We start from the raw sequence: 26,434 nt of genomic DNA, 5'->3' as shown, positions 1-26,434 counted from the left end.
CATCACTCCGCCGCGGGCAGGATGCGCCGGGCCTGCGCGGCTTGCTCGGCATAGTCCTCCTGCCATTCGGTCGGCCCGTTGGAGGGGCTGATCTGCACCGCCGTCACCTTGTATTCCGGGCAGTTGGTTGCCCAGTCCGAGAAATCGGTGGTGATGACGTTCGCCTGCGTGTCCGGGTGGTGGAAGGTGGTATAGACAACCCCGGTGCTGACGCGGTCGGTGATGCGCGCGCGCAGCGTCGTCTCGCCCGCGCGGCTCGCCAGCTTGACCCAGTCGCCGTCGTTGACGCCGCGCACTTCGGCGTCATGGGGGTGGATCTCCAGCATATCTTGATCGTGCCAGACCGAATTTTCAGTGCGCCGCGTCTGCGCGCCGACGTTGTATTGCGACAGGATGCGCCCCGTGGTCAGCAAGAGCGGAAAGCGCGGGCCGGTCTTTTCGTCCGTCGCCACGTATTCGGTCACGATGAAGCGCCCCTTGCCACGCACGAACCCGTCCACATGCATCAGCGGCGTGCCGCCTGGATGCTCCTCGTTGCAAGGCCATTGCACGCTGCCTTTTTCCTCCAGCAGCGCGTAATCGACACCGGCAAAACTGGGCGTGGTCGACGCGATCTCGTCCATGATCTGCGCGGGATGGGTATAGTGCCAGTCGCCGCCCATCGCATTGGCCAGAAGCTGCGTCACCTCCCAATCGGCATAGCCGTTCAGCGGCGCCATCACGCGGCGCACGCGGTTGATGCGGCGCTCGGCATTGGTGAAGGTGCCGTCCTTTTCCAAAAAGGTCGAGCCGGGCAGGAACACATGCGCGTAATTCGCCGTCTCGTTCAGGAACAGGTCATGCACGATCACGCATTCCATCGCGGCAAGGCCCGCCGCGACATGCTTGGTGTCGGGGTCCGACTGCAGGATATCCTCGCCCTGACAGTATAGTCCCTTGAACGTGCCATCGACGGCCGCATCCAGCATGTTGGGAATGCGCAGGCCCGGTTCGGGATCAATCCTGGTTCCCCAGATCTTCTCGAACACCTCGCGCGTGGCCTCGCCCTTGACGTGGCGATAGCCGGGCAGCTCATGCGGAAAGCTGCCCATGTCGCACGAGCCCTGCACGTTGTTCTGACCGCGCAGAGGGTTCACGCCCACGCCGCGCCGCCCGATATTGCCGGTCAGCATGGCGAGGTTCGCAATCCCCATCACCGTGGTCGAGCCCTGGCTGTGCTCGGTCACGCCAAGCCCATAGTAGATCGCGCCATTGCCGCCCGTCGCGAACAGGCGCGCCGCCGCGCGCAGCTCGGCCGGATCGACGCCGGTCAGCATCGCGGTCGCCTCGGGCGAATGGCGCGCCTCGCTCACGAATTCGGCGTAGTGCTGAAACTCGTCCCAGTCGCACCGCTCGCGGATGAAATCCTGATCCATCAACCCCTCGGTGACGATCACATGCGCCAGCGCCGTGACCACCGCCACGTTGGTGCCGGGGCGCAGCGGCAGGTGATGCGATGCCTCGACATGGGCCGAGCGGACAAGATCGATCCGGCGAGGGTCCACGACGATCATTTTGGCACCCGCGCGCAGCCGTTTCTTCATGCGGCTGGCGAAAACAGGGTGCGCATCGGTTGGATTGGCGCCGATCAGGATGATGACATCCGTCTCCTCGACCGAATCGAAATCCTGCGTGCCGGCCGACGTGCCGAAGGTCTGCCCCAGGCCATAGCCCGTGGGCGAATGGCACACCCGCGCGCAGGTATCGGTGTTGTTGTTGCCGAACACGTTGCGCGCCAGTTTCTGCACCAGATACGTCTCTTCGTTGGTGCAGCGGCTGGAGGTGATGACGCCGATGGACTTGCGCCCGTAGGTCTCCTGTAGCCCGCGCATCCGCTGCGCGGCAAAGCTCAGCGCCTCGTCCCAGCTGACCTCCTGCCACGGCGCGTCGATGCGCTCGCGGATCATCGGGCTCAGGATGCGGTCCTTGTGATTGGCGTAGCCGTAAGCAAACCGGCCCTTGACGCAGCTGTGGCCGCGATTGGCCTTGCCGTGCTTGTAGGGGACCATGCGCACCAATTGATCGCCGTTCAGCTCGGCCTTGAAGGAACAGCCGACGCCGCAATAGGCGCAGGTGGTGATGACCGAGCGTTCGGGCGTGCCCATCTCGATCACGGATTTCTCCTGCAGCGTGGCGGTCGGGCAGGCCTGCACGCAGGCGCCGCAGCTGACGCAATCGGAGGCCATGAAATCATCGCCCGCCGCACCCGCCGACACGCGGCTGTCAAACCCGCGCCCCTCGATCGTCAGCGCGAAGGTGCCCTGCACCTCCTCGCAGGCGCGCACGCAGCGATTGCAGACGATGCATTTAGCCGGATCGTAGGTGAAATATGGGTTGCTGTCGTCCACCGGGATATAGTCGGGATTGCCCATGTCGCCCTGCGGCGCTCGGGCGCGAATATCGCCCGCAGCCAGCATTCCGGCGCCCGATGTGTCGTAATGGTTGCGCCCCGCCTCGTAGCGTTGGTCGCGCAGACCGACGGCCCCGGCCATGTCCTGCAATTCGCAATCGCCATTGGCCGAACAGGTCAGGCAATCCAGCGGGTGATCGGAAATGTACAACTCCATCACGCCTTTCCGGATCCTCTTGACCTTCTCAGATTGCGTATGGACAACCATTCCATCCGCGACCGGCGTGGTGCAGGAGGCGGGCGTGCCGCGCCGCCCCTCGATTTCGACCACGCAAAGCCGGCAGGATCCGAACGCTTCCAGATTGTCGGAGGCGCACAGCTTGGGGATCTGCATCCCCAACTCGGCAGCCGCGCGCATGACCGATGTGCCCTCGGGAACCGTCACGTCAAAGCCGTCGACCTTCAGCGTGACCGGCGCGCCCTGCCTTGCCGGGGTGCCCATGTCCATGTCCTTGGTCGGAATGATGAAATCTTTCATTCTGCTGCCTCCTTGCGGGTCGCAAAATCATCTGGAAAATGAGTCAGCGCGGACATCACCGGAAAAGGCGTGAAACCGCCCAGCGCGCAAAGCGAGCCTTCCTTCATCGTCTCGCAAAGATCCGTCAGAAGCCCGGTCGCGGCGGTGTCGCCGCGCGCGATGCGGTCGATGGTTTCGACCCCGCGCGTCGCGCCGATCCGGCAGGGGGTGCATTTGCCGCAGGATTCCACCGCGCAGAACACCATGGCAAAGCGCGCCATCTGCAGCATGTCGGCGCTGTCATCGAAGATCACCAGCCCCGCATGGCCGATCAGCCCGCCGTTCTGGTCAAACTCCTCATAGCCCATGGGCGTGTCGAATTTCTCGCGCGGCATGTAGGCGCCCAAGGGGCCGCCGACCTGCACCGCCTTCACCGGCCTTCCGCTGCGCGTGCCGCCTGCGATATCCTCGACCACCTCGCCAAGGCTGATACCGAAGGCCGTCTCGAACAGCCCGCCGCGCGCCACGTTGCCCGCGATCTGCAAGGTCACGGTTCCGCGCGAGCGCCCCAGCCCGAAATCCGCGTAATGCTGCGCGCCCTTCTCGAAGATGACCGGCACGGTGGCCAGCGAGATGACATTGTTCACGACGGTCGGCTTGCCCAGGAATCCCTCCAGCGCGGGCAATGGCGGTTTGGCGCGTACGACGCCGCGCTTGCCCTCCAGCGAATTGAGCAGCGACGTTTCCTCGCCGCAGACATAGGCGCCGGCGCCGACGCGGATTTCCATGTCGAACGCGCGGCCCGATCCGGCGATATCCGCGCCCAGCACACCTTGCGCGCGCGCAATCTCAACAGCGGCGTTCATCACGCGAATCGCATCGGGATATTCCGAGCGCAGATAGACGTAGCCCTTCGTCGCGCCCACACCCAGACCGGCAATCGCCATCCCCTCGATCAGGCTGAAGGGATCGCCCTCCATGATCATGCGGTCGGCGAAGGTGCCGCTGTCGCCCTCGTCGGCATTGCAGACGATGTATTTCTGATCGGCCTCAGCCTCGCAGACGGTCTTCCACTTGATACCAGTCGGGAAACCCGCGCCACCGCGCCCGCGCAGACCGGATGTCGTGGTTTCCTCGACGATCCGGGGGCCGGTCATCGCGGCGGCCCGCCGCAGGCCAGCCAGACCGCCATGCGCCTCGTATGCTGCCAGATCGAGCGGGTCGATCACGCCGCAGCGCTGAAAGGTCAGGCGCGTCTGGCGGGCAAAGAACGGGATATCCTCGACACGGCCGAGGCTGTCCATCTTGCCGTCCAGCAGCGCAGGCACGTCCTGCGCGTTGACCGGGCCATAGGCGATGCGCCCCTCGCCACTGTCGATTTCAACCAGAGGCTCCAGCCAGATCATGCCGCGCGTGCCGTTGCGGATGATCTGCGCCTCGATGCCGCGTTCGGCCAGCCCGGCCTTGACCGCATCGGCCACGTCATCGGCGCCCAGCGCCTTGGCGGCGCTGTCCATCGGGATATAGATCTTCATGCGCCCGCCTCCGCCAGCAGCGCGTCCAGCCGGGCCGCATCCAGCCGCCCGACGACCTTGCCGTCGACCATCGCGGCCGGGCCGCAGGCGCACAGGCCAAGGCAATAGACCGGCTCGACCGTCACGGCACCGTTGGCGGTGGTCCCGCCCCAGCCGATTCCCAGACGGGCCAGCGCCGCCTCGGACAGCGCCGTGCCACCCACCGATTGGCACGCCTCCGCGCGGCAGATCCGGACCACGTGGCGCCCGGCCGGAGCCTTGCGGAAATCGTGATAGAACGTCACCACGCCATAAACCTCGGCGCGGGTCATGTTCAGCATATCGGCGATCACCGAAATGGCATCCTCCGGGATGTATCCGAAATCGGCCTGGATCGCGTGCAGCATGGGCAACATCGGCCCTTCAAGATGCATGTGGTCCGAGACGATGGCGCGCAGGTCCTCGTGGGACGTTGCTGGCGATGGTGATTGCATGGCTGGCCTCTTGGGTGAACTCGCCCGAAGCAACCGTTTTGATAACGTCAAATCAATATGAAAGATCAGTCATCCGATAGGTAATGCCTATCAAGACATCGCCGACATGCGCCGCGCCTCGGCCAGAAGCGCGGCCAGAACGGGTGTGTGCGGCTCGCGGTAAGGCGCCACCAGCCCGACGGCATGGGCAGGCTCGCGCCCCTTGAGCGGCACCAGCCTGAGCGATTTTCCCGTCGTCAGAAACCGCGCCATGTCTTCGGGCAGAACGGTCAGCCAGCGCCCAGTTTCCACATTCGCGACCATCACCACCGTCGAGTTCGATTCGATGATCGCTTCGGGCATGACCCCTACGGCGGCGAAATTCTTGTTTATGATCCGGCGGTTCTGATTGTCCGGCGTCAGCAGGCACAGCCGCTCGCCGTCCAGCTCTTCCCAGCCGACACTGCGGCGCGCGGCGAATTTGGAGCTCAGCGCGCAGACCAGCATGTATTTCTCCTCATAGAGCGGCTCGGTGCTGACCCGCCCCGTCGGCTCGTTATCGAGATAGGAGATGCCGGCATCCACATCGAGGTTCTCCAGCATCGACAGGATCTCGATCGAGGTGCGCGACAGGATGGTAAACCGCACATTCGGGTGCTTTTCACTGAAGCGCATCGACAGCTCGGCCGCCCATGTCAGGGCCGTGGGAATGACCGCGATGCGCAGCCGCCCCGACAGGCCGTGCCGCTTGAAGCGCATCTCCTCCTTCAACTGGCGCGCGTCCCCGACGATGCGGCGCGCCCATTCCAGCGCGCTCTGCCCTTCAGGCGTCAGCCCGCCAAACCGCGAGCCGCGAAAGATCAGCTTGACCCCCAGCTGGTCCTCGAGCTGCTTGATCCCCGCCGAAAGCGACGGCTGGGTGATGCCAAGGCTGGCGGCGGCACGCCCGAAATGCTCTTCCTTGGCGACGGCGATGAACATCTCAAGCTTGTCGAGCATGCGAATGCCCCCTACCTCATGGCGCGGCGCGCGTGGCTAACCATCGGGATTTGGGTATTTTTCCCAAGAAAAGCCACGGGCCCGCGCTTTCATCACGAAGGCTCAAATCCGCCGCCGGGCGCCATCAGTCGAACGTGCCGGCCACGCGGCCCAGCAGCATGAAGGCGCGCGCCGTGCGGGTGTCGGACAGGTCCGAGATGTCGCGATCCTCCGCATCTTCGGCAAAGCTGCTGAACATCTGATCAAAGCGGCGCAGGAAATGATGCGCCGCGTCGCGGAAAATCGGATCGTTCTTCATCCGCGCCGCCGCCAGCGCGAGGGAAGAGCGGTCGCGGATGCCGCCCAGCGCCGCAATCGCACGCCCGCGGGCCCCGCCGGCGAAGTTGCGCCAGATTTCCGGGCGCGCCATGTCCGGGCGCAGATCGTCCATGTAGATGCCGTCCTGGCTGAGCAGGGTCAGCACGTCCTGCGCGGCCTGGATCAGCTGCGCGGTCGGGCGATCCTTGAGCGCGCGGCGCAGCGCGGCAAAGCCGGCCTTGTCCTCGGCGGTTTCGGGGAAATTCAGCGCGCGGATGAAATCGCTGCGCTCCAGCGGCGGCAGCATGTCCTCGGGCGGTGTGCCGAGCGGCAGGGAGACCTGAGCGTCCGCCGGGGCGGCGGGCGCAGGCGCGGGCTTGCGCGCCGCGGGCATGACCGAGGGCAGCGGGCGCGAGGAGGAGAATGTCGCCAGCGCCGTTTCGGTCTTGCGCTGCGCCGCCGCAATCTCGTCCAGCTTGCGCGCAACCGACATTTCCTTGCCGTCCTGCGGCGCCAAGGCCTTGTTCTGCGTGATATAGGCGAGCCGGATCGCCTCGATCGCGGCATGCAGCCGGGCGCTTTCCTCGCGCATGATGCGCGCCGTGCGGGCGGCAATCGCCGCCACCCAGATCATCGCCACCGGCAGGAAGATCGCCAGCGCCGTCATCACGAAGCCCAGCGCGCCGTCGCCCATCCCGGTGCCGAGCACGACAAAGAACAGCGTCGCCCCCAGAAGCCAGACACCCGAAAGCACCAGCGCCGCGATCTCCACCCCCGATATCGTCGCGGCATCCGCACGCGACGCGGCAGGCGCGATCGTTCTGGCGGTATTCATGCCCGAGACCATGCTCACGCGCCCCGTTCCACGGCAGATCGCTTAGACATACGCAATCTTGAGAACTTCGTAGGCGCGGTCGCCGCCGGGTGTGCGCACTTCGACGCTGTCGCCCTCTTCTTTGCCGATCAGCGCGCGCGCGATCGGGGATCTGATGTTGAGCAGCCCTTTTTCGATATTGGCCTCATGCTCACCGACGATCTGCCAGGTCTTCTCCTCGTCCGTATCCTCGTCGACCAGCGTGACTGTGGCGCCGAACTTGATCGGGCCGGACAGTTTCCTGGGATCGATCACCTCGGACAGGCCCAGCGCGCCCTCCAGCTCCTTGATGCGGCCCTCGATGAAGCTCTGCTTTTCGCGGGCAGAGTGATACTCGGCGTTCTCGGACAGATCGCCATGCTCGCGCGCCTCGGCGATGGCACGGATGATGGCGGGACGCTCGACCGATTTCAGCTGCTTCAGCTCGGCGCCCAGCGCATCAAAGCCCGCGCGTGTCATCGGTATCTTTTCCATGTCTCTTCCCCAATCGGCGACGCGACCTCCGCCGCTTGCGCCCGTCTGTGTCATTCCCGCGCGCCCAAGGTTGACCCCAGCGCGCGCGGCTTTGCAATAGTGCATCCCTCCCGCGCGCGCAATCACGCCGGCGCGCGGGCGATTGCGCGTGGGTGACAAAATGCCGGTTTGCCCCGGGCCCCGCGTCGTGTTTGAATTGACGCCGCTTGCCCACACGCGGTAGGGACATGCGCAACTATGTTGCCCGCCCTGCGCGGCCTTTGAAAGGATTATCCGATGTCCGACACGACGCGCGAGATGATGGAATATGACGTGGTCATCGTGGGGGCCGGCCCGGCCGGGCTGAGCGCCGCGATCCGGCTCAAGCAGCTGGATCCTGACTGCCAGGTTGTCGTCTTGGAAAAAGGCAGCGAAGTGGGCGCGCATATCCTGTCCGGCGCGGTGCTGGACCCTGTCGGGCTGAACCGTCTGATCCCCGACTGGAAGGAAAAGGGCGCGCCGCTGAACGTGCCGGTCAAGAGCGACCGTTTCTATCTGCTGGGCGAAGGCGGCCAGGTCCGCGTGCCCAACTTCCCGATGCCGCCGCTGATGAACAACCACGGCAACTATATCGTCTCGATGGGCAATGTCTGCCGCTGGATGGCCGAACAGGCCGAAGAGCTGGGCGTCGAGGTGTTCCCCGGCATGGCCTGCTCGGACATCGTTTATGGCGAGGATGGCCGCGTCAAGGGCGTCGTCGCCGGCGAATTCGGCCGCAATCCCGATGGCACCGAGGGCCCGAATTACGAGCCGGGGATGGAGCTGCACGGCAAGTATGTCTTCCTCGGCGAGGGCGTGCGCGGATCGCTGGCCAAGCGAGTGATGCAGAAGTTCGATCTGGCTGCGGGCCACGAGCCGCAGAAATTCGGCCTTGGCATGAAGGAAATCTGGGAGATCGACCCGGACAAGCATGACGCGGGCAGCGTCACCCACACGATGGGCTGGCCGCTGGGCAAGAATGCCGGTGGGGGATCCTTCATCTATCACCTTGACAACAATCAGGTTTATGTCGGCTTCGTCGTCCACCTGAATTACAAGAACCCCTATCTCTATCCCTATATGGAATTCCAGCGGTTCAAGCATCACCCGATGGTGGCAGAGCTGCTGAAGGGCGGCAAGCGCGTGGCTTACGGCGCCCGCGCGATCAGCGAGGGCGGCTGGCAGTCGATGCCGAAAATGGTCGCGCCGGGCGTGGCGCTGCTGGGCTGTTCGGTGGGCATGGTCAACGTGCCGCGCATCAAGGGCAACCACAACGCGATGCTGTCCGGGATGGCCGCCGCCGAGGCGGCGCATGAGGCGATCAAGGCCGGGCGCAGCGGCGACGAGCTGACCGATTACGAGACCGAGGTGCGCACGGGCGACATCGGCAAGGACCTCAAGAAAGTGCGCAATGTCAAACCCTTGTGGTCCAAGCGCGGCCTGACCGCATCGCTGGCGCTGGGTGGCATGGATATGTGGACAAACACATTGGGCTTTTCGCTGCTTGGCACGCTCAAGCACGGCAAGACCGACGCCGAGGCGACCGAACTGGCCGACAAGCACAAGCCCATCGACTATCCCAAGCCCGACGGCAAGCTCAGCTTTGACCGGCTGACGAATGTCAGTTTCTCGATGACCAATCACGAGGAAAACCAGCCGGCGCATCTGAAGCTGAAGGATCCCAGCATTCCGGTGGATTTCAACCTGCCGAAATATGCAGGCCCCTCGGCGCGCTATTGCCCCGCGGGCGTCTACGAGTTCATCGAGGAGGACGGCAAACCGCCGCGCTTCCAGATCAACTTTCAGAACTGCGTGCATTGCAAGACCTGCGACATCAAGGATCCGGCGCAGAACATCAACTGGACGACGCCGCAGGGTGGCGACGGGCCGAATTACCCCAATATGTAGCCCGCCCCTGACGGGTTTTTGCACACGCAAAATTCATTGGACGCTCGGCGCAGATGTGCCGGGTGTCATTGCCCTTGGGGCGCCGCCGCATTACGTTGCCCGCCAAAGAGGCACGACACAGCAGGGGCAGCGCGCGTGACATTTCGATTTCTGACGATCCTGGCATTGACGGCACCGACATTTGCGGTGCCGCTGCCTGCCAGCGCGGATGACGGTGCGGGCCCCTATCTGGCCACGCGCGCGGCGCGCTACGACAGCGATTATGCCGCCGCCGCGAAATATGCGCTGCGCGCGCTGAAATCGGACCCCGACAACCTGGTGCTTCTGGACAGCGCCGTGGGCGCCCTTCTGGCCACCGGCGAGGTCATGCAGGCCGTCCCCATCGCGCAGCGCATGGATGAGGCGGACATGCGCAGCCAGGTCGCGCAGATGGTCCTTCTGGGCGACGCCGTGGCGCGCGGCGATTTCGATTTCGTGCTCCGCCAGATCGAGGCCGAAGAGGCTGTCGGCCCGCTGGCAGACGGGCTGATCGGCGCCTGGGCGACGATGGGCACCGGCGACATGGCCGCCGCGCTCAAGAAGTTCGACGCCATCGCCGCCGAGCCGGGATTGCGCAGCCTTGCGGTCTATCACAAGGCGCTGGCGCTGGCCTCGGTCGGCGATTTCGAAAGCGCCGACAAGATCTATTCCGGCGAGACTGACGGACCGATGCAGACCACGCGCCGCTCGGTCATCGCCTGGGCCGAAGTGCTCAGCCAGCTTGAGCGCAACGAGGATGCGATCAAGGTGCTGGACGACACGTTCGGCAGCGATTCCGATCCGCAGGTCGCCGATCTGCGTGCGCGTCTCGAGGCGGGCGAGCGGCTGGACCTCGGGCGGATCGAAACGCCGCGCCAGGGCATCAGCGAGGTGTTCCTGTCGCTTGGCATGGCGCTGCTTCAGGATACGGGCGCGGATTACGTGCTGCTCTATACCCGGCTGGCCGAGTTTCTCGACCCCGAGGATGTTGACGCACAGATCATGACCGGCGAGCTGCTGACGCAGCTTGGCCGCTATACTCTGGCCACCGAGGCGTTCCAGCAGGTGCCGCGCAGCTCTCCGGCCTATTACACCGCCGAGCTGGGCCGCGCCGAGGCGCTGCGCAGCGCCGACGATCTGGAAGGCGCGATCGCGATCGTCGCCGAGCTGCGCAAAAGCCATCCCGACGTGGCGCTGGTGCATGCATCCGCCGGCGATCTCTATCGCCAGAACGAACAATATGCCGAGGCCGTGGGCGCCTATGACGAGGCGGTCAAGCTCTACCAGGCGCAAGGCGACGAGCCGTGGTTCGTGATCTATGCCCGCGCGATCAGCCACGAGCGCCAGGATCAGTGGCCCGAGGCCGAGGCCGATTTTCGCCGCGCGCTGGAGTTGAATCCCGGCGAGCCCATGGTATTGAATTACCTTGGCTATTCTCTGGTCGAGCACCGGATGAAGCTGGACGAGGCGCTGGACATGATCGAACGCGCCGTCGAGGCCGAGCCGAATTCGGGCGCGATCGTCGACAGCCTTGGCTGGGCGCAGTTCCGCCTTGGCCGCTATCAGGAGGCCGTCGTCAACCTGGAGCGCGCGGCCGAGCTTTATGCGGTGGATCCGGTGGTGAATGACCATCTGGGCGATGCGATGTGGGCCGTGGGCCGCCGGACCGAGGCGCGTTTTCAGTGGCGCCGCGCGCTGTCCCTCGTGGACACCGAAACACCGGCGCCCGACGTGGATCCGGACCGCATCCGCCGCAAGCTGGAGGTCGGGCTGGACAAGGTATTGCAAGAAGAGGGCGCAGAGCCCCTGAAAGTGAGCGACAATGAAGGATGACCAATCGGGCCGCACACAGGACGGCAACACGGCCGAGGTTTTCGCCCCGGCCAAGATCAACATGACACTGCATGTGACCGGCCGCCGCGATGACGGCTATCACATGCTTGATTCGCTCGTGATGTTCGCCGATATCGGCGACCGCATCACGGTGACGCGCGCCGATGCGCTGTCGCTCGATCTGACCGGCCCCATGGCCGAAGGCACGCCGCCCGGCGATGACAACCTGGTGCTGCGCGCCGCGCGCATGATGGGGGTCGATGCGCATATCACGCTGGAAAAAACGCTGCCCATCGCGGCCGGTATCGGCGGCGGATCCAGCGACGCGGCGGCCACGCTTCGCGCCTTGTCGGAACTGACCGGCAAGCCCATTCCGCGCGACATCCTGCCCCTGGGCGCCGATGCGCCCGTCTGCTGCGCCGCCCCCTCGGGCGCCGCGCGGATGAGCGGCGTGGGCGAACAGGTGGTCCCCATGCCGGACCTGCCGGAGCTGCATGCGGTGCTGGTCAACCCCAACATCCCCGTGATGACGACCGAAGTGTTCAAGCGCCTCGCCAAGCGCGACAACGCCCCGATGCCGGATCCGATTCCCAGCGGCACGGACGCGGCCACCTTGATCGAATGGCTCAAGAAGCAGCGCAACGACCTGCAAGACGCCGCCATTTCCTGCGAGCCGGTGATCGAGCAGGTCTTCTCGACGCTGGAGGTCACGCCGGGCTGCATGCTGACGCGGATGTCAGGATCGGGCGGCACCTGTTTCGGGATCTACGCCGACGCCGAAACCGCCGCCAGCGCGGCCGGCCGCCTTCAGGAAAGCCATCCGGGATGGTGGGTCGCCGTCACCTGCCTTAACGCGGACTGACGCAGGGCGCCGCTCACGCGACGCGAGAAACCACGTAATCGGCCAGGTCCGCCAGCATGTCGCGCACCGGATGCGCGGGCAACTCCTTCAGGCTCGCGCCTGCGCACCGCGCCCAATCAAGCGCGTCATCGCGCGCCGCGTCCAGCGCGCCATGGCCTTGCATCAGCGCAAGCGCATGATCCAGATCGCCCTCGCGCTGATCGCCCTTCTCGATGGTGCGGCGCCAGAAATCCCGCTCGGCGTCATCCGCCTGCGCCACCGCCTTGATGATCGGCAGGGTCAGCTTGCGCTCGCGAAAATCGTCTCCGATATTCTTGCCTGTCGCCCCGCTATCGCCTTGGAAATCCAGCAGATCGTCCGCGATCTGAAACGCGATTCCCAGCGCATCGCCATAGGCATGCAGCGCGCGGCACTGCGCATCACCTGCACCGGCAATGACGCCGCCCACCTCTGTCGCGGCGGAAAACAGCGCCGCCGTCTTGCCGCGCACCACCTGCAGATAAATATCCTCGGTCGTCGCCAGATCGCGCGCCGCCGTCAGTTGCAAAACCTCGCCCTCGGCGATCGTCGCCGAGGCGTCGGCCAGAATGTCCAGCACCCGCAGGCTGCCGGTTTCGACCATCAACTGAAAGGACCGCGCGAACAGATAATCGCCCACCAGAATACTGGATTTGTTGTCCCACAAAAGGTTGGCGGTGGCGCGCCCGCGCCTCTGGCTGCTCTCGTCGACAACGTCGTCATGCAGCAAGGTTGCCGTGTGAATGAACTCGACCGTTGCGGCCAGTTTTTCGTCATTGTCGCCTTGGTAGCCGCAGATTTCGGCGGCCGCCAAGGTCAGCATGGGGCGCAGACGCTTGCCCCCTGCCCCGACCAGATGCGCCGTCACCTGCGGAATGCGCGGCGCGTGACGCGACTCCATGCGCGCGCGGATCAACCCGTCAACGGAGGCCAGCTTGGCGGCGAACCGGGCTGCCAGTTTGTCGTGCGGTTTGGTTGCCATCTGATCCACAATATCCCCAATCGCCTATCCGCGGCTCGACAAGAGCGGTCCGCGTGGTTAGATCACACGCATGAAACTGCTCATGCGCACCACAGATATGGCGACGATCGCATTCGCCCAGGCCCTGCTTCAGGGCGAGGGTATAGACTGCTTTGAAATGGACGTAAATATGAGCGTTCTGGAGGGCGGCATCGGGATATTTCCACGGCGCCTGATGGTTCATCCCGACGATTTCGCCGACGCGGCGCGCACGCTGAAAGACAACGGTATCGAGCTGCCCGAAGAGGGCTAGAGCGCCCCGCGGGCCCCGCCAATACGGCCCGGCGCGACGGTCCTTTTTCGCGACGTGCCAAAAAGCCGCGACATTTCTTAGCATTATTTCGCCGCCATGCTGCGCCTGCAGCGTGACAGAGTGGAAATAATGTGCTGCACTGCACATGTGAGTTTCATACACAACAAAGAGGAGTGCTTACATGAGCTTGGCTTCGCATATCGAGGAACTGAAGAAAAAGCATCAGGACCTGTCGGCCAAAGTGGATCAGGCGCAACGCGCGCCGAGTGTCAGTACGTTGGATGTATATGAAATGAAAAAACAAAAGCTTCGCCTGAAAGAAGAAATCGAACGTCTTTCCAGCAGCTGATTGCGGCGCCCTGCGCCAGTGACGCACAAGGCCGACGCGATTTGCGTCGGCCTTTTTTCGTTTCAGCAGCGCCGATCAGACGAAGAACTGGCCCCCATTCGCCGAAATCGTCGATCCGTTGATGAACCCCGATCCGTCGGCCGCCAGGAACGACACGCAGCGCGCGATCTCTTCGGGCTCGCCCAGACGGCCCGTGGGGATCTGGCCGATGATGGCCTCGCGGACCTTTTCGGGCACAGCCATCACCATTTCGGTCGCGATATAGCCGGGGCAGACAGCGTTCGCGGTGATGCCCGCACGCGCGCCTTCTTGCGCGAGGCTCTTGACGATTCCCAGATCGCCCGCCTTCGTCGCCGCATAATTGACCTGCGCGAACTGGCCCTTTTGCCCGTTGATCGAGCTGATGACGATGACACGGCCGAACTTTCGCTCGCGCATGCCGGGCCAGATGGGATGGATCGTGTTGAAAACGCCGGTCAGGTTGGTGTCGATCACCTGATGCCACTGCTCGGGCGTCATCTTGTGAAACGGTGCGTCGCGGGTGATTCCCGCGTTTGCAACGACGATGTCGATCGGTCCCAGATCCTTTTCGACCTGCGCGATTCCGTCCGCGCTTTGCTGGTAATCCGCGACATCCCACTTGTATGTCTTGATTCCAGTTTCGTCGGTGAACGCCTTTGCCGCCTCATCATTGCCAGCATAGGTGGCGGCGACGTTACAACCATCAGCCTTGAGTTGCTTCGAAATCGCCGCGCCGATGCCCCGCGATCCCCCTGTGACGAGTGCCGTTCTTGCCATGGTCATATCCTCCAGTCCATTGATCTTTCGCTGCCGTCCAGTAACTCTGTTACCCAAGGCACTGTCAACGCGCAATAATGTTGCGCCATGACTTTTTGCACCTGCGCCCGCAATTGGCGCCGTTTGCACCAGCTTAGCGCCCCGGCCCACATCCTTGCAAACCGATGCGCGTGGATCGACAATTGGCGGCCGGCGCATAAGAAAAAGGCGCCCCGTTTCGGGGCGCCCGATAGATCGGCTGCAATGAAACCGGGTGCGATCAGCCGCGCTCGACGCACATGGCGACGCCCATGCCGCCGCCGATGCAAAGCGTGGCCAGACCGCGCTTGGCGCCGCGGCGCTTCATCTCGAACAGCAGCGTATTCAGCACCCGGCAGCCCGAAGCGCCGATGGGATGGCCGATCGCGATGGCGCCGCCATTGACGTTCACGATGGACGGATCCCAGCCCATGTCCTTGTTGACCGCGCAAGCCTGGGCGGCGAACGCCTCGTTCGCCTCGACCAGATCCAGATCGCCGACGCTCCAGCCGGCCTTTTCCAGCGCCCGGCGCGAGGCATGAATGGGGCCCACACCCATGATCGCCGGATCCAGCCCCGCAGTGGCGTAGCTGACGATGCGCGCCAAGGGCTCGATGCCGCGCTTTTCAGCCTCCTCGGCGCTCATCAGCAGCGTGGCGGCGGCGCCATCGTTGATGCCGCTGGCATTGGCGGCGGTCACGCTGCCATCCTTGGTAAAGGCCGGACGCATCTTCTGCATCGCCTCGATCACGGCGCCGTGGCGGATATACTCGTCCTTGTCGACGACCGTCTCGCCCTTGCGGGACTTGACGGTGAAGGGCACGATTTCGTCGTCGAACTTGCCCGCCTTCTGCGCCGCCTCGGCCTTGTTCTGGCTGGCCAGCGCGAACTCGTCCTGCATCTCGCGGCTGATCGACCATTTATCGGCAACGTTTTCGGCGGTCTGCCCCATATGATAGCCATTGAAAGCATCCCAAAGGCCGTCGCGGATCATCGTGTCAATCATCGACACGTCGCCCATCTTGTGCCCGCTGCGCAGATGCGCAGCGTGGGGGCTGAGCGTCATGTTTTCCTGACCGCCGGCGCAGATGATCGCCGCATCGCCCAGCTGGATATGCTGCGCGCCCAGCGCGACGGCGCGCAGGCCCGAACCGCAAACCTGGTTGATGCTCCATGCCGCGCTTTCCTGCGGCAGACCGGCGTTGATGTGCGCTTGGCGCGCCGGGTTCTGCCCCTGGGCCGCGGTCAGAACCTGGCCAAGGATCGTCTCGGACACCTCGGACTTGTCAATACCGGCGCGGGCGACCACCGCCTCCAGCACGGCGGTGCCAAGATCATGAGCGGGCGTGTTCGCAAACACCCCCCCGAACGAGCCTACGGCAGTGCGCGCGGCAGATGCGATAACGACATTTGTCATGGATAATCCTCCGACAGGGTGTTGCCAGGCGCCGGGGCGATCCGGCTTGTGGCCGGCACCATCCCCTGCCCGTTGTCATTTTTCATATCGCATGCGCCGCACTGCGGCAACCGGGACGGCACGCGCCGCAGCGCGCGGCCGCCCTATGCCGACGCAAGGCGCGGCTCCGGCGTCAGCCAGATCGGTTTGACCGATGGCGCGCCATAGTAATACCCCTGAAGGCAGTCGATGCCGATCGCGGTCAGATAGGCGGCGTCATCCGCGCGCTCGACGCTTTCGGCGACGGTGAACATGTCGAACTGCCGCGCGATCGTGGCAAGCGCCGTCGTCAGGACCTGATTGTTCGCATCATTGGCGATGCCGCGGATGAACTGACCATCGATCTTGAGGATGTCAAAGTAGAAATCCTTGAGATATCGGAACGATGTGAAACCGGCGCCGAAATCATCCAGCGCAAAGCTGATACCGCGCGCGGAAAGATCGGCCATGAAGCCCGTCACCAGATCAGGCACCAGCATGGCGGAGCTTTCCGTGATCTCGAGTATCAGCCGCTCGCCCACGGTGGGATCGGCATCGAGGCCGCGCTTGAGCGTGCGCATCCAGCGGCCATACCCGATGGAGCGCGCGGACATGTTGATCGACAGGCGCAAGGACGAGTGCATCGACAGCGTCCTGAGCCCCTTTTCCAGCGATAGGCAGTCGATAATGCGCCCTGTTTCGGTCGTCTCGATCGCGCCGATGAATTCTTTGGCGGGGATGATTCGCCCGGTGTCGTCCAGAATGCGGATCAGCCCCTCGTAAAACGCCACGCGTTCGGTCTGGCCCGCCGGGACCACGGGCTGGAACGCCAGCATTACCTGTTTGTGGCGCACCGCCTCCTCGACCATGGCAATGGTCGACTGATCCCGCGCCGAAATGGCGTATGACAACGGGTCCTGAAGCCCTGCGGGAATATCCGCCCATTTCGCCTTGCGTTGGTCCATCATGCGTCGCTCCGATTTGACTGTCGCCCAATCTGCGCCCCATGCGCTAAGGAAGGTTTAAAGGAACAATTTGAAATGCAGGAGCATGCAGATGACCGAGCGATGCGGCTGGGTGGGCCAGGAAGAGATCTATATCGCCTATCACGACACGGAATGGGGCGTTCCCGAGCGTGACAGCCGCGCCTTGTGGGAAAAACTGATCCTCGACGGGTTTCAGGCCGGGCTCAGCTGGATCACGATCCTTAAAAAGCGCGACAATTTCCGCGCCGCGTTTCAGGGGTTCGATCCGGACATCATCGCCACTTGGGGCGAGGCGGACGTCCAGCGCCTGCTGAGCGACAAGGGAATCGTGCGGCACCGCGGAAAGACCGAGGGCACCATCGCCAACGCCCGCGCCTGGCAGAAGGTGGAGACGGAGATGGGATTTGACCGCTATCTTTGGGACCGCGTCGGCGGCGCACCGGTGCAGAACCGCTGGGACTGCCTTGCGGACGTGCCCGCCTACACGCCTCTTTCAACCGAAATCTCGAAGGATATGAAGAAGCGCGGCTTCAAGTTCTGCGGCCCCACCATCGTTTATGCCTTCATGCAGGCATGCGGGCTGGTCAACGATCACGTGACCAGTTGCCCGCGCCACGCCGCCGTGGCGGACATGGGGCGGTCGCCGAGGCCCCGCGCGCCATGATTTTGCCACATTGGCCGGTGTTGTGCGCCACGCGGGACATGCCGCAACATCTTGCGGCGGACCATTGCCACGCCTTGTAAACTCTAGTGAATTGAACACTTTATTAGAAACAAATCATGTGCTACCTTTGCCGTAATAATGAAAGTCAGTCGAAGAAATCGGCGGCGCGAGGCAGTAAAAAAGAGTAGTTCCATGAAAACGCGGAACAGGCAGTCATTCCGGCTGGGTCTGTGGGCATTTGCCACGATCTGGATGTTGATCATCGTTCCGCTGAGCGCGGTTGCGGCGCCCTATGCGGCGTATGTGGTGGATGCCAGATCGGGCAAGGTGCTTCATTCGGAAAACGCGGATGCCCGGCTTCATCCGGCCTCCCTGACCAAGATGATGACGCTCTACATCGCCTTCGAGGCGATCGAGCACGGCGAGATCGGGCTGGATGACGAAGTCACCATCACCCGCAACGCCGCGGCCGAGCCGCCCAGCAAGCTGGGCCTCAAATCGGGCCAGCGGATCAAGCTGCGCTACCTGATCCGCGCGGCTGCGGTGAAGTCGGCCAATGACGCGGCCACCGCCATCGGCGAGGCGCTCGAAGGATCGGAGGCCGCGTTTGCCCGCCGGATGAACCGCACGGCCCAGGCCCTCGGGATGAGCCGCACGACCTTCAAGAACGCGCATGGCCTGACCGAAGAGGGGCACCTGTCCACCGCGCATGACATGACGATCATGGGGCGGCACCTGTTTTATGACTACCCCGGATATTACAACCTGTTCTCGCGCATCACCGCGGATGCGGGCATCGGCAAGGTGTATCACACCAACCGCAAGCTGCTGCGCGACTATTCCGGCGCCGATGGCATCAAGACCGGCTATACCCGCGCAGCCGGTTTCAACCTGACCGCCAGCGCCGAGCGCGGCGGCGAGCGTGTGATCGCGACGGTCTTTGGCGGCCGGTCGACCGCGACGCGCAACGCACGCGTGGCCGAGCTGCTTGATCTCGGGTTCAGGCAGGCCCCCACCCGCGTTGCAGTCAACCGCCCGGCCAAGCCCGTCTATATGGGCCGCGGCAGCACGCAGGTCATCCGCACCGCCGGCGACAGCGAGGAGCAGGGCGTTGCAGGTAAAACCGTGCGTCTGGTCGCCGCGGCGGCCGTGAAATCCAGCCTGCGCCCCAGATTGCGCCCGGTGCCCGATACGCCGGTGCTGGTCGCCTCGCAGGACGACATCGAAAAGGCGCTGAAGGCCGCGCAGGAGGTCGAGGTGGCCGCCGCCACCCTGCCCGGCGCCGAGCAGCCCCTTGCGACGCAATCGGGCGCGTCGCCCGAAAATGTCATCCAGGTCGCGGCAACCGTTCCCGCCACGGTCAAGCCGGTGCACCGTCCGACCGACCTGACCCTCGCCAGCCTTCAGACCAGCGACGAGGATCCGATTCAGGAGGTCGTCACGCGCGTCTCCACCTCGGGCGGGCGCAACTGGGGCATTAATGTCGGGCGCTATCCCAGCCAGTACGCCGCGCGCAAGATCCTGCTGAAAACCGCGCTGAGCGAAATGAGCACGCTGGACGGCTCGCTGCGCAAGGTCGTCAACCGCTCCAACGGCTATGACGCGAATTTCATGGGGTTGACCCGCGAGACCGCCGATCTGGCCTGCCGCAGGCTGCAATCGCGGCAGATCACCTGCTTCATGATCGAGCCGGGCTGAGTAATCCGCCGCAATCTGTCATCCGCCATAAAAAAGGCGCGAGGGTAACGTCCCCCGCGCCTTTTTTTTGGGGTCATCCGCCCCCTCGCCCGCACAATCAAGGCTTGGGGTGGTCATCCCATTCGTCGGAGAGAATGCGGCGGCTGTCGCCTTCGGGATCGTCATACTGGTTGCTGCGCAGCGTATAGACGAACGCGGCCAGCCCGATACCGCCCAGAAAGAGCGAAATCGGGATGAGATAGACAAGGATATTCACCTCCGCCCCCCTTTCAGCCGCAGCGCGTTCAGCGACACGATGATCGAGCTGGACGACATCGCCAGCGCCGCGATCAGCGGCGTGGCCAGCCCCGCGACGGCCAGCGGCACGGCGACGATGTTATAGACCGTGGCGATCTGGAAATTCTCGCGGATGCGGCGCGTGGCGCTTTGGGCAATCGCGCAGGCATCGGCGATCGGTGACAGGTCCGCCCCCAGCAGCACGATGTCCGACGCGGCGCGCGCGGCGTCCAGCGCGGTGGCGGGCGAGATCGACACATGCGCCGCGCTCAGCGCCGCCGTATCGTTCAGCCCGTCGCCGACCATCAGCACCTTTTGCCCCGCATCCGTCAGTTCCTGAATGCGCGCGGCCTTGCCTTCGGGCAGCGCCTCGGCCTGCCATTCGGGGATGCCCAGCCGCTCGGCCATCGCTTGCACGGCGGGGGGGCTGTCGCCGGAGATCAGCATCACCTGCTTGCCCGCGGACCGGAGCGCCTCCACCGCCTCGGCGGCACCGGTGCGCAGCGTATCGGCAAAGCGCAGCGCCAGCGGCGCGCCCTCGCCCAGCTGCAGGAATGTCGCCGTCTGCGGCAGCGGCGCGGCGCCGGTCCAGCTGGCCCGGCCCAGCCGCACGCGCCTGCCATCCCAGAGCGCTTCGGTGCCATAGCCGGGAACCTCGCGGATATCGCGCAGATCCGCGGGCGTAATGCCCAGGCGGCGGGCGGCGTCATCGATGCCCCGGCTCAGCGGATGGGACGAGCCCGCCGCAAGCGCCGCCGCCACCGACAGCGCCTGAGGGTCCAGCCCCTCGGGTGCCTCCAGCGTGGGGGTGCCGGTGGTCAGCGTGCCGGTCTTGTCGAAGACGACTGTATCCACCTCGGCTAGCCGCTCCAGCGCGGTGGCGTGCTTGATCAGCATGCCGCGCTTGAACAGCCGCCCGCTGGCCGCCGTGGTCACGGCCGGCACGGCCAGGCCCAGCGCGCAGGGGCAGGTGATGATCAGAACCGCCGCCGCAATGTTCAGCGCCGTGCGCATGTCGCCCGTGCCGATCAGCCAGCCAAGGAAGGCCAGCGCCGACAGGATATGGACGCCGGGCGCATAAAGCTTCGCAGCCCGGTCCGCGAGCGATGTGTAATTGGCGCGCCCCGCCTCGGCCACCGCCACCAGATCGGCCATGCGGTGCAGCGACGTATCGCTGCCCACCGCCGTGGCGCGCAAGGTCAGCGGGCCGGTCAGGTTCATCTCGCCGGCCGAGACCGCCTGCCCCTCGCCCGCGAAGACGGGGTGCGTCTCGCCGGTCAGAAGCGATCGGTCCAGCTCGGATGTGCCCTGCACGATCACGCCGTCCACGGGCATCCGCCCGCCGGGGCGCACGCGGATCCGGTCGCCCACGCGCAGCTCGGCCACCGCCACCTGCGTCTCGCCCGCGCCGTCCAGCCGCCAGGCGCGCGGCACTTCCAGCGCCGTCAGCTCCTCGGCGGCCGAGCGGGCAATGGCGCGGGTGCGATGGTCCAGGTAGCGCCCCGCCAGAAGGAAGAACACCAGCGTGAGCGCCGCGTCGAAATAAGCGTGATGCCCGCTCAGCGCCGTCTCCCAGAGCGAGGTGCCGATGGCCAGCAGGATCGCCAGCGTGATCGGCACGTCCATGTTGAGCCGCCGGCTGCGCAGCGCGTGAAACGCACTGCGATAGAAGGGCTGACCGGAAAACGCGATCGTCGGCAGCGCGATCGCCGCCGAAATCCAGTGGAACATGTCGCGCGTCGCATCCGCCGCGCCCGACCATACGGCCACCGACAGGAGCATCACGTTCATGCTGGCAAACCCCGCGACGGCCAGCCGCATCAGCAGCTCGCGGCCCGCGCGGTCCGTCGCGGTGGCGCGCAGGGCGGCGGCGTCCAGCTCGTGCGCCTCGTATCCCAGCCCCTCGACCAGCGCGATCATCTCGGCCGGCTCGATATCGGGCGCAGCCGTGATGGTGGCCCGTTTCAGCGTCAGGTTGACGCGCGCGGCGCTGACGCCCGGATGGGCCATCAGCCCGCGCTCGACCTTGGTGATGCAGGCCGCGCAATGCACGCCCGGCACCGACAGCATCAGGCGCGCGTCACCCTTCGCGGCCTGCGCTGCCTGCGCTTGCGCTGCGTCCGTGGCGGCAGGCGCCGCCGAGCAGGCCGGACAGGCCGAGAAGGAAGGGCGCAGGACGCTCGTCATTTCGTATGCAGCACCACGCGCTGCTGAAAGAGCGTGCCGTCGGCCGCGACCGCCTCCATCCGGATGTTCCAGTTGCCCGGCGCCAGATCGACGGGCGCGACATAGGCGGCGCCGTCAAACCGGAAATCGGGCGCGGTGTCGTCGCGCACATGCGTGGCGCGGCCCAGCACCGCGTCCAGCTCGGCCACCTCGACGGGCTTGCCCGCGGTGTCGGTGATCGCCAGCGTCAGGATGCCGGAACGATGGCGTGCATCCACCGTCCATCCCAGCGCCTCCTGCGCGCCACGGCGATCATCGAACTGCTGGCTGGCGACATAGGAATTCTCGACCTCCAGACCGGGGAACGTGCTGACCGCGCTATAGGCCAGCAACAGGTTGACCCCGATGATGACACCGAAAGCAGCGACAAACCCGAAAAGGACATGCCGTCCGGTAATCTCGCGCGTGGCCATTACTGTGCCCTTCCGTTGAAGATCGTGTCCTTGTAGGTCCGTTCGCCGCTCAACCGGTCCTCGACCCAGATCCGCACATCCGTGCGCTCGGACGTCGCCGGCGGCGTGCCTGCGGGCGCTTCGAGATAAACCCGCTGGTTCATCGTCCGGTCCGCCGGCACCTTGACATAAGCCCCCTTCTCGCCCTCGACAACGAGATTGACGTCCGGGGCCTCGGTCACGGTCAGCTTGAAATCGCGCGCTTCGCCCTGTTTGTTCAGCAGCCGCACCTCATAGGTATTGCGGATGGTGCCGTCCGCCATGGTCACGAAGGTCGGGTTGCGCACGGGCGCGACCGTCATCTCGATGTCCGAGCGGATGAACAGCGCAAAGATCAGCCCGAATCCGACCGCCAGCCAAAGCACGGTGTAGAGGATCGTGCGCGGGCGCAGGATGTGCCTGAGGATGGGCTTGGGCGGATTGCCCGCCCGCTCGTTCTGCTCGTCGGTCAGGGCCATGTAATCGATCAGGCCGCGCGGCTTGCCGATCTTGTCCATGATCTCGTCGCAGGCGTCGATGCACAGCGCACAGGTGATGCACTCCATCTGCTGGCCGTCGCGGATGTCGATGCCCATCGGGCAGACGTTGACGCAGGCCATGCAGTCGATGCAATCGCCGGGGCCTTCGGTGATGCCCTGGATGCCCAGTGGCTGGCCGGGATAGGGCGTCGGCGGATAGACGCGCTGGCCCGGTCCGGCGGCACGGCTCATCTGTTCGGCCTCAACCGCCTGTTCGGTGCTCCGGCGGCGCACGTTGCCCTTGCCGCGCGGCTCGCCCCGCCATTCGCGGTAGCCGACGGTCAGCGTATCCTCGTCCAGCATCGCCGCCTGAATGCGCGGCCACGGGCAGGCATAGATGCAGATCTGCTCGCGCGCGAAGCCGCCGAAGAAGAACGTCGTCGCGGTCAGAATGGCGATGGTCGTATAGGCGATGGGATGCGCGTTCAGCGTGAACAGATCCACCAGCAGCGTCGGTGCGTCGGTGAAATAGAACACCCACGCCCCGCCCGTGGCAATCGCGATCAGCAGCCAGACCAGCCATTTCGTCAACCGCAGGCGCAGCTTGCGCGCGTCCATCTTTTCCTGCCGGTGCAGGCGCAGGCGCGCGTTGCGGTCGCCCTCGATCCAGCGCTCGACAAGGATGAACAGATCGGTCCAGACGGTCTGCGGGCACGCATAGCCGCACCAGACCCTGCCCAGCGCCGATGTGAACAGGAACAGGCCAAGCCCCGCCATGACCAGAAGGCCCGCGACAAAGTAGAACTCATGCGGCCAGATCTCGATCCAGAACCAATAGAACCGGCGGTTCGCCAGATCCACCAGCACCGCCTGATCCGGCAGGTTCGGGCCGCGATCCCAGCGGATCCAAGGCGTCACGTAATAGATCCCGAGCGTGACGATCAGGATCACCCACTTCAGATTGCGAAACTTGCCGCTCACCCGCTTGGGGAAAATCGGCTCGCGCGCGGCATAAAGGCTGGGAGGTGGGGTATCTGGCTGAGTGTCTGCCACTGGACTGATCTCCGGTGTATTGTGTCCGCGCGTTCTGCGCGGCATTCTCTGGCGCTGCCTTGACTTGCATCAACTGCTCGTGCGCGCCCCGCTCATATCCGGGCCGCATCCGGTTTGCCATGCGGCCTTTGCGCGCGCAACCAGCGCGCAAAAGCCTTGGCCTGAGGGCGCATGACGCCCTCTCGCGTAACTATGAAATACCCCGTTTCGCCCGAATCGCAAAACAGGATGCGCAGGCGCCCCGCCGCGACGTCATCCTCAACCGAGGATGACGTCAGCACCGCGATCCCATGCCCCGCGCGCGCGCCGTCCAGCATCAGGTTGCCGGGCACCTGCGTGACCGACGTGCCGCGCATCCGCTCGCGGCCCGCCCGGAACATCCAGTCCGACGCGGGGCTCGCGTCCAGCTCGGCCAGCCAAGGATATTCCTGCAGCTCCTCGCGCCGGGTAAACACGCGATCGCCCACCAGCGACGGCGCCGCGACCACGACGATATCGGTCGGCACCAGAAGCTCGGATTGCAGGCCGGGCCATTCACCGAGGCCGAACCGTATGGCGATGTCCACGCCGCCCGGCGCCGGATCGGCGCGCTGCGCCGATGGGTGAACCATCAGATCGACACCCGGATGGCGCGTCTGAAAATCGCCGAGGCGCGGCATCAGCCAACTGGCGGCGAATTGCGGCGTCACCGATATCTGCAAGGGCCGCTGCGCATCGGCGCCGGTCAGGGCGGCCACCCGCTGCGCCATCACGCCGAACCCCTCGGTCAGCGCCTCGGCCAGATACTTGCCTTCCCCGGTCAACGCCAGCGCGCGGCCATCGCGGCGCGTCAGGGCCAGACCCATATGCGCCTCCAGCGTCTTGATCTGCTGGCTGATCGCGGCATGGGTGACGTTCAGCTGCGCGCCTGCCGCGCTGACCGAGCCGGTCTGCGCCAGCGCGGCAAAGGCGCGCAAAGCGGTCAGTGGGGGAAGAGCCAGCCAATCCATATGTAAGCCTGCCTTACATTTGCGAAATCTTTCAGACTCGCTAGATAGCAGCCATACCTGCATAAGTATAGCATATCGTCACTCTGCAAAAGGAATGCACCATGCTGAACATCTTTGCAAAATCTATAATGACAGCCGTCCGCCAGCCCGAGCCGGCCTCCCGTGACGCCGCCCCCCGGAACAACGAAGGGCATCAAGGCCGCCGCACCCGGTTCGATACCCGCGCGAATGCGGAAATCGAGGCGCACCTGATCGCGCGGCGCCGTGACTGACAGCCCCTACCGCGCGCCGCCGCCTCCCTGGCCGTGGCGCGCCCGGCGCTGGCAGCAAGCGGCAGCTGCGCAGCAAAAAGGGCCCCGAAGGGCCCGATCCGCCGCGATATGAAATTGGCGCCGGCCCGGTCCGTAACGCGCGAACAGAGCGAACCGGACCGACACCCATCCGCCCGCCCCGAAAGGCGCGCGGATGTTCCTTCGCCGCCGCGTTACTCGCCCCCGCCCAGCTGATGCACGTAAGAGGCCACGGCCGCGATCTGCGCGTCGGTCAGACGCTCACTCCAGGGCGGCATCACGCCATAGCGGCTGTAGGTCACGGTTTCCGTCAACGTGTCCACGTCCCCGCCATAAAGCCAGATCGCGTCGGTCAGGTTGGGCGCGCCCTGCATGCGGTCGCCGCTTCCGTCCTCCATGTGGCAGGCCGAGCAGTTGTCCATGTAGACAGCCTCGCCCGCCGCCACCTGATCGGCGTCGTCGGGCGTGCCCGACAGCGACATCACGTAATTGACGGCCTGGCTGATCTCCTGACGATCAAGGATCTCGCCGAAGGCGGGCATCTGCGAAAAGCGCGCGTCGGGGTCTTCCTCGTTGCGGATACCATGGGCGATGGTATAGCGGATCGCCTCGATATCACCGCCCCAGAGCCATTCGTTGTCCAGAAGGTTCGGATACCCCTTTGCGCCTGCCGCGCCCGATCCGTGGCACTGCGCGCACCACGTCTTGAACACGGCGCTGCCAGCGGATGCCGCATAACCCGACAGCTCGGGGTCGGTCGCAATGGTCGACGGATCGGCGGATGCAAGGCGCACGTTGATCGCGTCATTGGCCGCATTCACGCGGGCAATCTCGCTTGCCACGTTGGCGCGGGTGGAATAGCCCAGCAGCCCCGACGTGGCCGATTTGATGCCCGGCCATGCCGGATAGGCGATGGAATAGCCGACGGCCCAGATGATGGTGACATAGAAGGTCCACAGCCACCAGCGCGGCATGGGATTGTCGAATTCCTCGATCCCGTCCCACTGGTGGCCGGTCGTATTCGGATCTTCCTTGGTTTTCTTCGGTGGTCTTGCCATGTCGATCACGCCTCCTCTGAGGGGTCTTCCGCGCGCGGCGGCGCCGGTTTGTCTTCGTGCCGGAAGGGAATGTTCGCCGGCGATTCATAGGTCTTGGTCGCGCCGGGGCGGAACACCCAGAAGCAGACACCGATGAAGAACGCAAAGAGTGCGATCAGCATCCAGCTGTCGGCGAAGGCGCGCAGGAACGTATAGGATTCCATCGCTCGCCCTCCC

Annotated in this window: 25 protein-coding genes; 8 read left to right on the top strand and 17 right to left on the bottom strand. The window is 65.0% G+C overall.

Annotated elements, in window-relative coordinates; genetic code table 11:
- Positions 1-2: 2 nt before the first annotated feature.
- The 6 genes from fdhF to greA all read right to left on the bottom strand — a co-directional run bounded on the left by fdhF (position 3) and on the right by greA (position 7,537).
- Positions 3-2,927, bottom strand: coding sequence for a formate dehydrogenase subunit alpha (fdhF, locus tag DC366_RS05385; protein ID WP_108691164.1), 2,925 nt, complete (start codon positions 2,925-2,927; stop codon positions 3-5).
- The gene (locus DC366_RS05380) at positions 2,924-4,441 is read right to left on the bottom strand and encodes a formate dehydrogenase beta subunit (RefSeq protein WP_108691163.1); all 1,518 of its coding nucleotides are present in this window, start codon (positions 4,439-4,441) and stop codon (positions 2,924-2,926) included. Before DC366_RS05380 ends, fdhF begins: the two co-directional genes overlap by 4 nt.
- A complete protein-coding gene (locus DC366_RS05375) occupies positions 4,438-4,914 on the bottom strand; it encodes a formate dehydrogenase subunit gamma (RefSeq protein ID WP_108691162.1) in 477 nt (158 codons plus the stop codon). The genes DC366_RS05380 and DC366_RS05375 overlap by 4 nt, the downstream gene beginning before the upstream one ends.
- Positions 4,915-5,004: 90 nt before the next feature.
- A complete protein-coding gene (locus DC366_RS05370) occupies positions 5,005-5,892 on the bottom strand; it encodes a LysR family transcriptional regulator (protein ID WP_108691161.1) in 888 nt (295 codons plus the stop codon).
- Between the two features lie 124 nt (positions 5,893-6,016).
- The gene (locus tag DC366_RS05365) at positions 6,017-7,024 is read right to left on the bottom strand and encodes a hypothetical protein (protein ID WP_207768662.1); all 1,008 of its coding nucleotides are present in this window, start codon (positions 7,022-7,024) and stop codon (positions 6,017-6,019) included.
- Positions 7,025-7,066: 42 nt separating this feature from the next.
- On the bottom strand, positions 7,067-7,537 hold the full coding sequence (gene greA, locus DC366_RS05360) for a transcription elongation factor GreA (RefSeq protein WP_108691159.1): 471 nt from the start codon (positions 7,535-7,537) through the stop codon (positions 7,067-7,069).
- 276 nt (positions 7,538-7,813) lie between these two features.
- On the opposite strand from greA, the gene DC366_RS05355 reads away from it, so the two are divergent.
- The 3 genes from DC366_RS05355 (at position 7,814) to DC366_RS05345 (ending at position 12,176) form a co-directional block, all read left to right on the top strand.
- Positions 7,814-9,463 carry an electron transfer flavoprotein-ubiquinone oxidoreductase gene (locus DC366_RS05355; protein WP_108691158.1) on the top strand — a complete coding sequence of 550 codons (1,650 nt, stop codon included), beginning with the start codon at positions 7,814-7,816 and terminating at the stop codon, positions 9,461-9,463.
- 135 nt (positions 9,464-9,598) lie between these two features.
- On the top strand, positions 9,599-11,314 hold the full coding sequence (locus DC366_RS05350) for a tetratricopeptide repeat protein (RefSeq protein WP_108691157.1): 1,716 nt from the start codon (positions 9,599-9,601) through the stop codon (positions 11,312-11,314).
- Complete coding sequence (locus DC366_RS05345) at positions 11,304-12,176, top strand: 4-(cytidine 5'-diphospho)-2-C-methyl-D-erythritol kinase (RefSeq protein ID WP_108691156.1); 873 nt, start codon at positions 11,304-11,306, stop codon at positions 12,174-12,176. Before DC366_RS05350 ends, DC366_RS05345 begins: the two co-directional genes overlap by 11 nt.
- Positions 12,177-12,189: 13 nt before the next feature.
- Here DC366_RS05345 and DC366_RS05340 read toward each other — a convergent pair whose 3' ends face one another.
- Positions 12,190-13,176 carry a polyprenyl synthetase family protein gene (locus tag DC366_RS05340; protein WP_207768661.1) on the bottom strand — a complete coding sequence of 329 codons (987 nt, stop codon included), beginning with the start codon at positions 13,174-13,176 and terminating at the stop codon, positions 12,190-12,192.
- Between the two features lie 70 nt (positions 13,177-13,246).
- Between DC366_RS05340 and DC366_RS05335 the strand changes: the two genes are divergently transcribed.
- Both DC366_RS05335 and DC366_RS05330 read left to right on the top strand, forming a co-directional pair.
- A complete protein-coding gene (locus DC366_RS05335; protein ID WP_108691154.1) occupies positions 13,247-13,468 on the top strand; it encodes a putative signal transducing protein in 222 nt (73 codons plus the stop codon).
- 181 nt (positions 13,469-13,649) lie between these two features.
- Positions 13,650-13,817, top strand: a complete 168-nt coding sequence (locus DC366_RS05330) for a YdcH family protein (RefSeq protein WP_108691153.1) — start codon at positions 13,650-13,652, stop codon at positions 13,815-13,817.
- A 75-nt stretch (positions 13,818-13,892) separates the two neighbouring features.
- On the opposite strand, the gene phbB is transcribed toward DC366_RS05330, so the two are convergent.
- From phbB to DC366_RS05315, 3 genes are all read right to left on the bottom strand, one after another.
- A complete protein-coding gene (phbB, locus tag DC366_RS05325) occupies positions 13,893-14,615 on the bottom strand; it encodes an acetoacetyl-CoA reductase (RefSeq protein ID WP_108691152.1) in 723 nt (240 codons plus the stop codon).
- Positions 14,616-14,874: 259 nt separating this feature from the next.
- The gene (locus DC366_RS05320) at positions 14,875-16,050 is read right to left on the bottom strand and encodes an acetyl-CoA C-acetyltransferase (RefSeq protein ID WP_108691151.1); all 1,176 of its coding nucleotides are present in this window, start codon (positions 16,048-16,050) and stop codon (positions 14,875-14,877) included.
- A 143-nt stretch (positions 16,051-16,193) separates the two neighbouring features.
- Positions 16,194-17,036 carry an EAL domain-containing protein gene (locus tag DC366_RS05315; RefSeq protein WP_439331650.1) on the bottom strand — a complete coding sequence of 281 codons (843 nt, stop codon included), beginning with the start codon at positions 17,034-17,036 and terminating at the stop codon, positions 16,194-16,196.
- A gap of 82 nt (positions 17,037-17,118) precedes the next feature.
- On the opposite strand from DC366_RS05315, the gene DC366_RS05310 reads away from it, so the two are divergent.
- Entirely contained in the window at positions 17,119-17,718 is a 600-nt protein-coding gene (locus tag DC366_RS05310; RefSeq protein ID WP_108691150.1) for a DNA-3-methyladenine glycosylase I, read from the top strand.
- 192 nt (positions 17,719-17,910) lie between these two features.
- Positions 17,911-19,416, top strand: coding sequence for a D-alanyl-D-alanine carboxypeptidase family protein (locus tag DC366_RS05305; RefSeq protein WP_439331649.1), 1,506 nt, complete (start codon positions 17,911-17,913; stop codon positions 19,414-19,416).
- Positions 19,417-19,513: 97 nt separating this feature from the next.
- Here the strand turns inward: DC366_RS05305 and ccoS are convergent, their stop codons facing one another.
- The 5 genes from ccoS to DC366_RS05280 are packed head-to-tail and all read right to left on the bottom strand — an operon-like array spanning position 19,514 to position 24,870.
- A complete protein-coding gene (ccoS, locus tag DC366_RS05300; RefSeq protein ID WP_108691149.1) occupies positions 19,514-19,672 on the bottom strand; it encodes a cbb3-type cytochrome oxidase assembly protein CcoS in 159 nt (52 codons plus the stop codon).
- Positions 19,669-21,879, bottom strand: coding sequence for a heavy metal translocating P-type ATPase (locus tag DC366_RS05295; protein WP_108691148.1), 2,211 nt, complete (start codon positions 21,877-21,879; stop codon positions 19,669-19,671). Before DC366_RS05295 ends, ccoS begins: the two co-directional genes overlap by 4 nt.
- Positions 21,876-22,331 (bottom strand): FixH family protein, encoded by a 456-nt coding sequence (locus DC366_RS05290; RefSeq protein WP_108691147.1) that lies wholly within the window; start codon positions 22,329-22,331, stop codon positions 21,876-21,878. The genes DC366_RS05295 and DC366_RS05290 overlap by 4 nt, the downstream gene beginning before the upstream one ends.
- Positions 22,331-23,926 carry an RdxA/RdxB/FixG family protein gene (locus tag DC366_RS05285; RefSeq protein ID WP_108691146.1) on the bottom strand — a complete coding sequence of 532 codons (1,596 nt, stop codon included), beginning with the start codon at positions 23,924-23,926 and terminating at the stop codon, positions 22,331-22,333. The genes DC366_RS05290 and DC366_RS05285 overlap by 1 nt, the downstream gene beginning before the upstream one ends.
- 47 nt (positions 23,927-23,973) lie before the next feature.
- Positions 23,974-24,870 carry a LysR family transcriptional regulator gene (locus DC366_RS05280; RefSeq protein ID WP_108691145.1) on the bottom strand — a complete coding sequence of 299 codons (897 nt, stop codon included), beginning with the start codon at positions 24,868-24,870 and terminating at the stop codon, positions 23,974-23,976.
- 101 nt (positions 24,871-24,971) lie between these two features.
- Here DC366_RS05280 and DC366_RS19825 point away from each other — a divergent pair, with 101 nt between their 5' ends.
- On the top strand, positions 24,972-25,142 hold the full coding sequence (locus tag DC366_RS19825; RefSeq protein WP_165802849.1) for a hypothetical protein: 171 nt from the start codon (positions 24,972-24,974) through the stop codon (positions 25,140-25,142).
- A 212-nt stretch (positions 25,143-25,354) separates the two neighbouring features.
- Here the strand turns inward: DC366_RS19825 and ccoP are convergent, their stop codons facing one another.
- Entirely contained in the window at positions 25,355-26,218 is an 864-nt protein-coding gene (ccoP, locus tag DC366_RS05275; RefSeq protein ID WP_108691358.1) for a cytochrome-c oxidase, cbb3-type subunit III, read from the bottom strand.
- Positions 26,219-26,223: 5 nt separating this feature from the next.
- The gene (locus tag DC366_RS05270) at positions 26,224-26,421 is read right to left on the bottom strand and encodes a cbb3-type cytochrome c oxidase subunit 3 (RefSeq protein WP_108691144.1); all 198 of its coding nucleotides are present in this window, start codon (positions 26,419-26,421) and stop codon (positions 26,224-26,226) included.
- Positions 26,422-26,434: the final 13 nt, after the last annotated feature.

Origin of the sequence: Pelagivirga sediminicola, from assembly GCF_003072125.1 — a bacterium.
GTDB classification, from domain to species: Bacteria; Pseudomonadota; Alphaproteobacteria; order Rhodobacterales; family Rhodobacteraceae; genus Roseovarius; species Roseovarius sediminicola.
Note: the sequence above shows the minus strand (reverse complement) of the source record. Positions and strands in the feature narration are given on the sequence as shown.

Excerpts from the sequence above, each read along its gene's own strand:
- DC366_RS05370 (WP_108691161.1), bottom strand. The coding sequence starts at position 5,892 with ATGCTCGACAAGCTTGAGATGTTCATCGCCGTCGCCAAGGAAGAGCAT.
- DC366_RS05345 (WP_108691156.1), top strand. The coding sequence starts at position 11,304 with ATGAAGGATGACCAATCGGGCCGCACACAGGACGGCAACACGGCCGAG.
- DC366_RS05330 (WP_108691153.1), top strand. The coding sequence starts at position 13,650 with ATGAGCTTGGCTTCGCATATCGAGGAACTGAAGAAAAAGCATCAGGAC.
- DC366_RS05320 (WP_108691151.1), bottom strand. The coding sequence starts at position 16,050 with ATGACAAATGTCGTTATCGCATCTGCCGCGCGCACTGCCGTAGGCTCG.
- DC366_RS19825 (WP_165802849.1), top strand. The coding sequence starts at position 24,972 with ATGCTGAACATCTTTGCAAAATCTATAATGACAGCCGTCCGCCAGCCC.
- DC366_RS05290 (WP_108691147.1), bottom strand. The coding sequence starts at position 22,331 with ATGGCCACGCGCGAGATTACCGGACGGCATGTCCTTTTCGGGTTTGTC.
- DC366_RS05285 (WP_108691146.1), bottom strand. The coding sequence starts at position 23,926 with ATGCCGCGCAGAACGCGCGGACACAATACACCGGAGATCAGTCCAGTG.
- DC366_RS05380 (WP_108691163.1), bottom strand. The coding sequence starts at position 4,441 with ATGAAGATCTATATCCCGATGGACAGCGCCGCCAAGGCGCTGGGCGCC.
- ccoP (WP_108691358.1), bottom strand. The coding sequence starts at position 26,218 with ATGGCAAGACCACCGAAGAAAACCAAGGAAGATCCGAATACGACCGGC.
- DC366_RS05375 (WP_108691162.1), bottom strand. The coding sequence starts at position 4,914 with ATGCAATCACCATCGCCAGCAACGTCCCACGAGGACCTGCGCGCCATC.
- phbB (WP_108691152.1), bottom strand. The coding sequence starts at position 14,615 with ATGGCAAGAACGGCACTCGTCACAGGGGGATCGCGGGGCATCGGCGCG.
- DC366_RS05270 (WP_108691144.1), bottom strand. The coding sequence starts at position 26,421 with ATGGAATCCTATACGTTCCTGCGCGCCTTCGCCGACAGCTGGATGCTG.
- DC366_RS05280 (WP_108691145.1), bottom strand. The coding sequence starts at position 24,870 with ATGGATTGGCTGGCTCTTCCCCCACTGACCGCTTTGCGCGCCTTTGCC.
- DC366_RS05310 (WP_108691150.1), top strand. The coding sequence starts at position 17,119 with ATGCAGATGACCGAGCGATGCGGCTGGGTGGGCCAGGAAGAGATCTAT.
- DC366_RS05355 (WP_108691158.1), top strand. The coding sequence starts at position 7,814 with ATGTCCGACACGACGCGCGAGATGATGGAATATGACGTGGTCATCGTG.
- DC366_RS05340 (WP_207768661.1), bottom strand. The coding sequence starts at position 13,176 with ATGGCAACCAAACCGCACGACAAACTGGCAGCCCGGTTCGCCGCCAAG.
- DC366_RS05335 (WP_108691154.1), top strand. The coding sequence starts at position 13,247 with ATGAAACTGCTCATGCGCACCACAGATATGGCGACGATCGCATTCGCC.
- greA (WP_108691159.1), bottom strand. The coding sequence starts at position 7,537 with ATGGAAAAGATACCGATGACACGCGCGGGCTTTGATGCGCTGGGCGCC.
- fdhF (WP_108691164.1), bottom strand. The coding sequence starts at position 2,927 with ATGAAAGATTTCATCATTCCGACCAAGGACATGGACATGGGCACCCCG.
- DC366_RS05305 (WP_439331649.1), top strand. The coding sequence starts at position 17,911 with ATGAAAACGCGGAACAGGCAGTCATTCCGGCTGGGTCTGTGGGCATTT.
- DC366_RS05315 (WP_439331650.1), bottom strand. The coding sequence starts at position 17,036 with ATGATGGACCAACGCAAGGCGAAATGGGCGGATATTCCCGCAGGGCTT.
- DC366_RS05295 (WP_108691148.1), bottom strand. The coding sequence starts at position 21,879 with ATGACGAGCGTCCTGCGCCCTTCCTTCTCGGCCTGTCCGGCCTGCTCG.
- DC366_RS05365 (WP_207768662.1), bottom strand. The coding sequence starts at position 7,024 with ATGAATACCGCCAGAACGATCGCGCCTGCCGCGTCGCGTGCGGATGCC.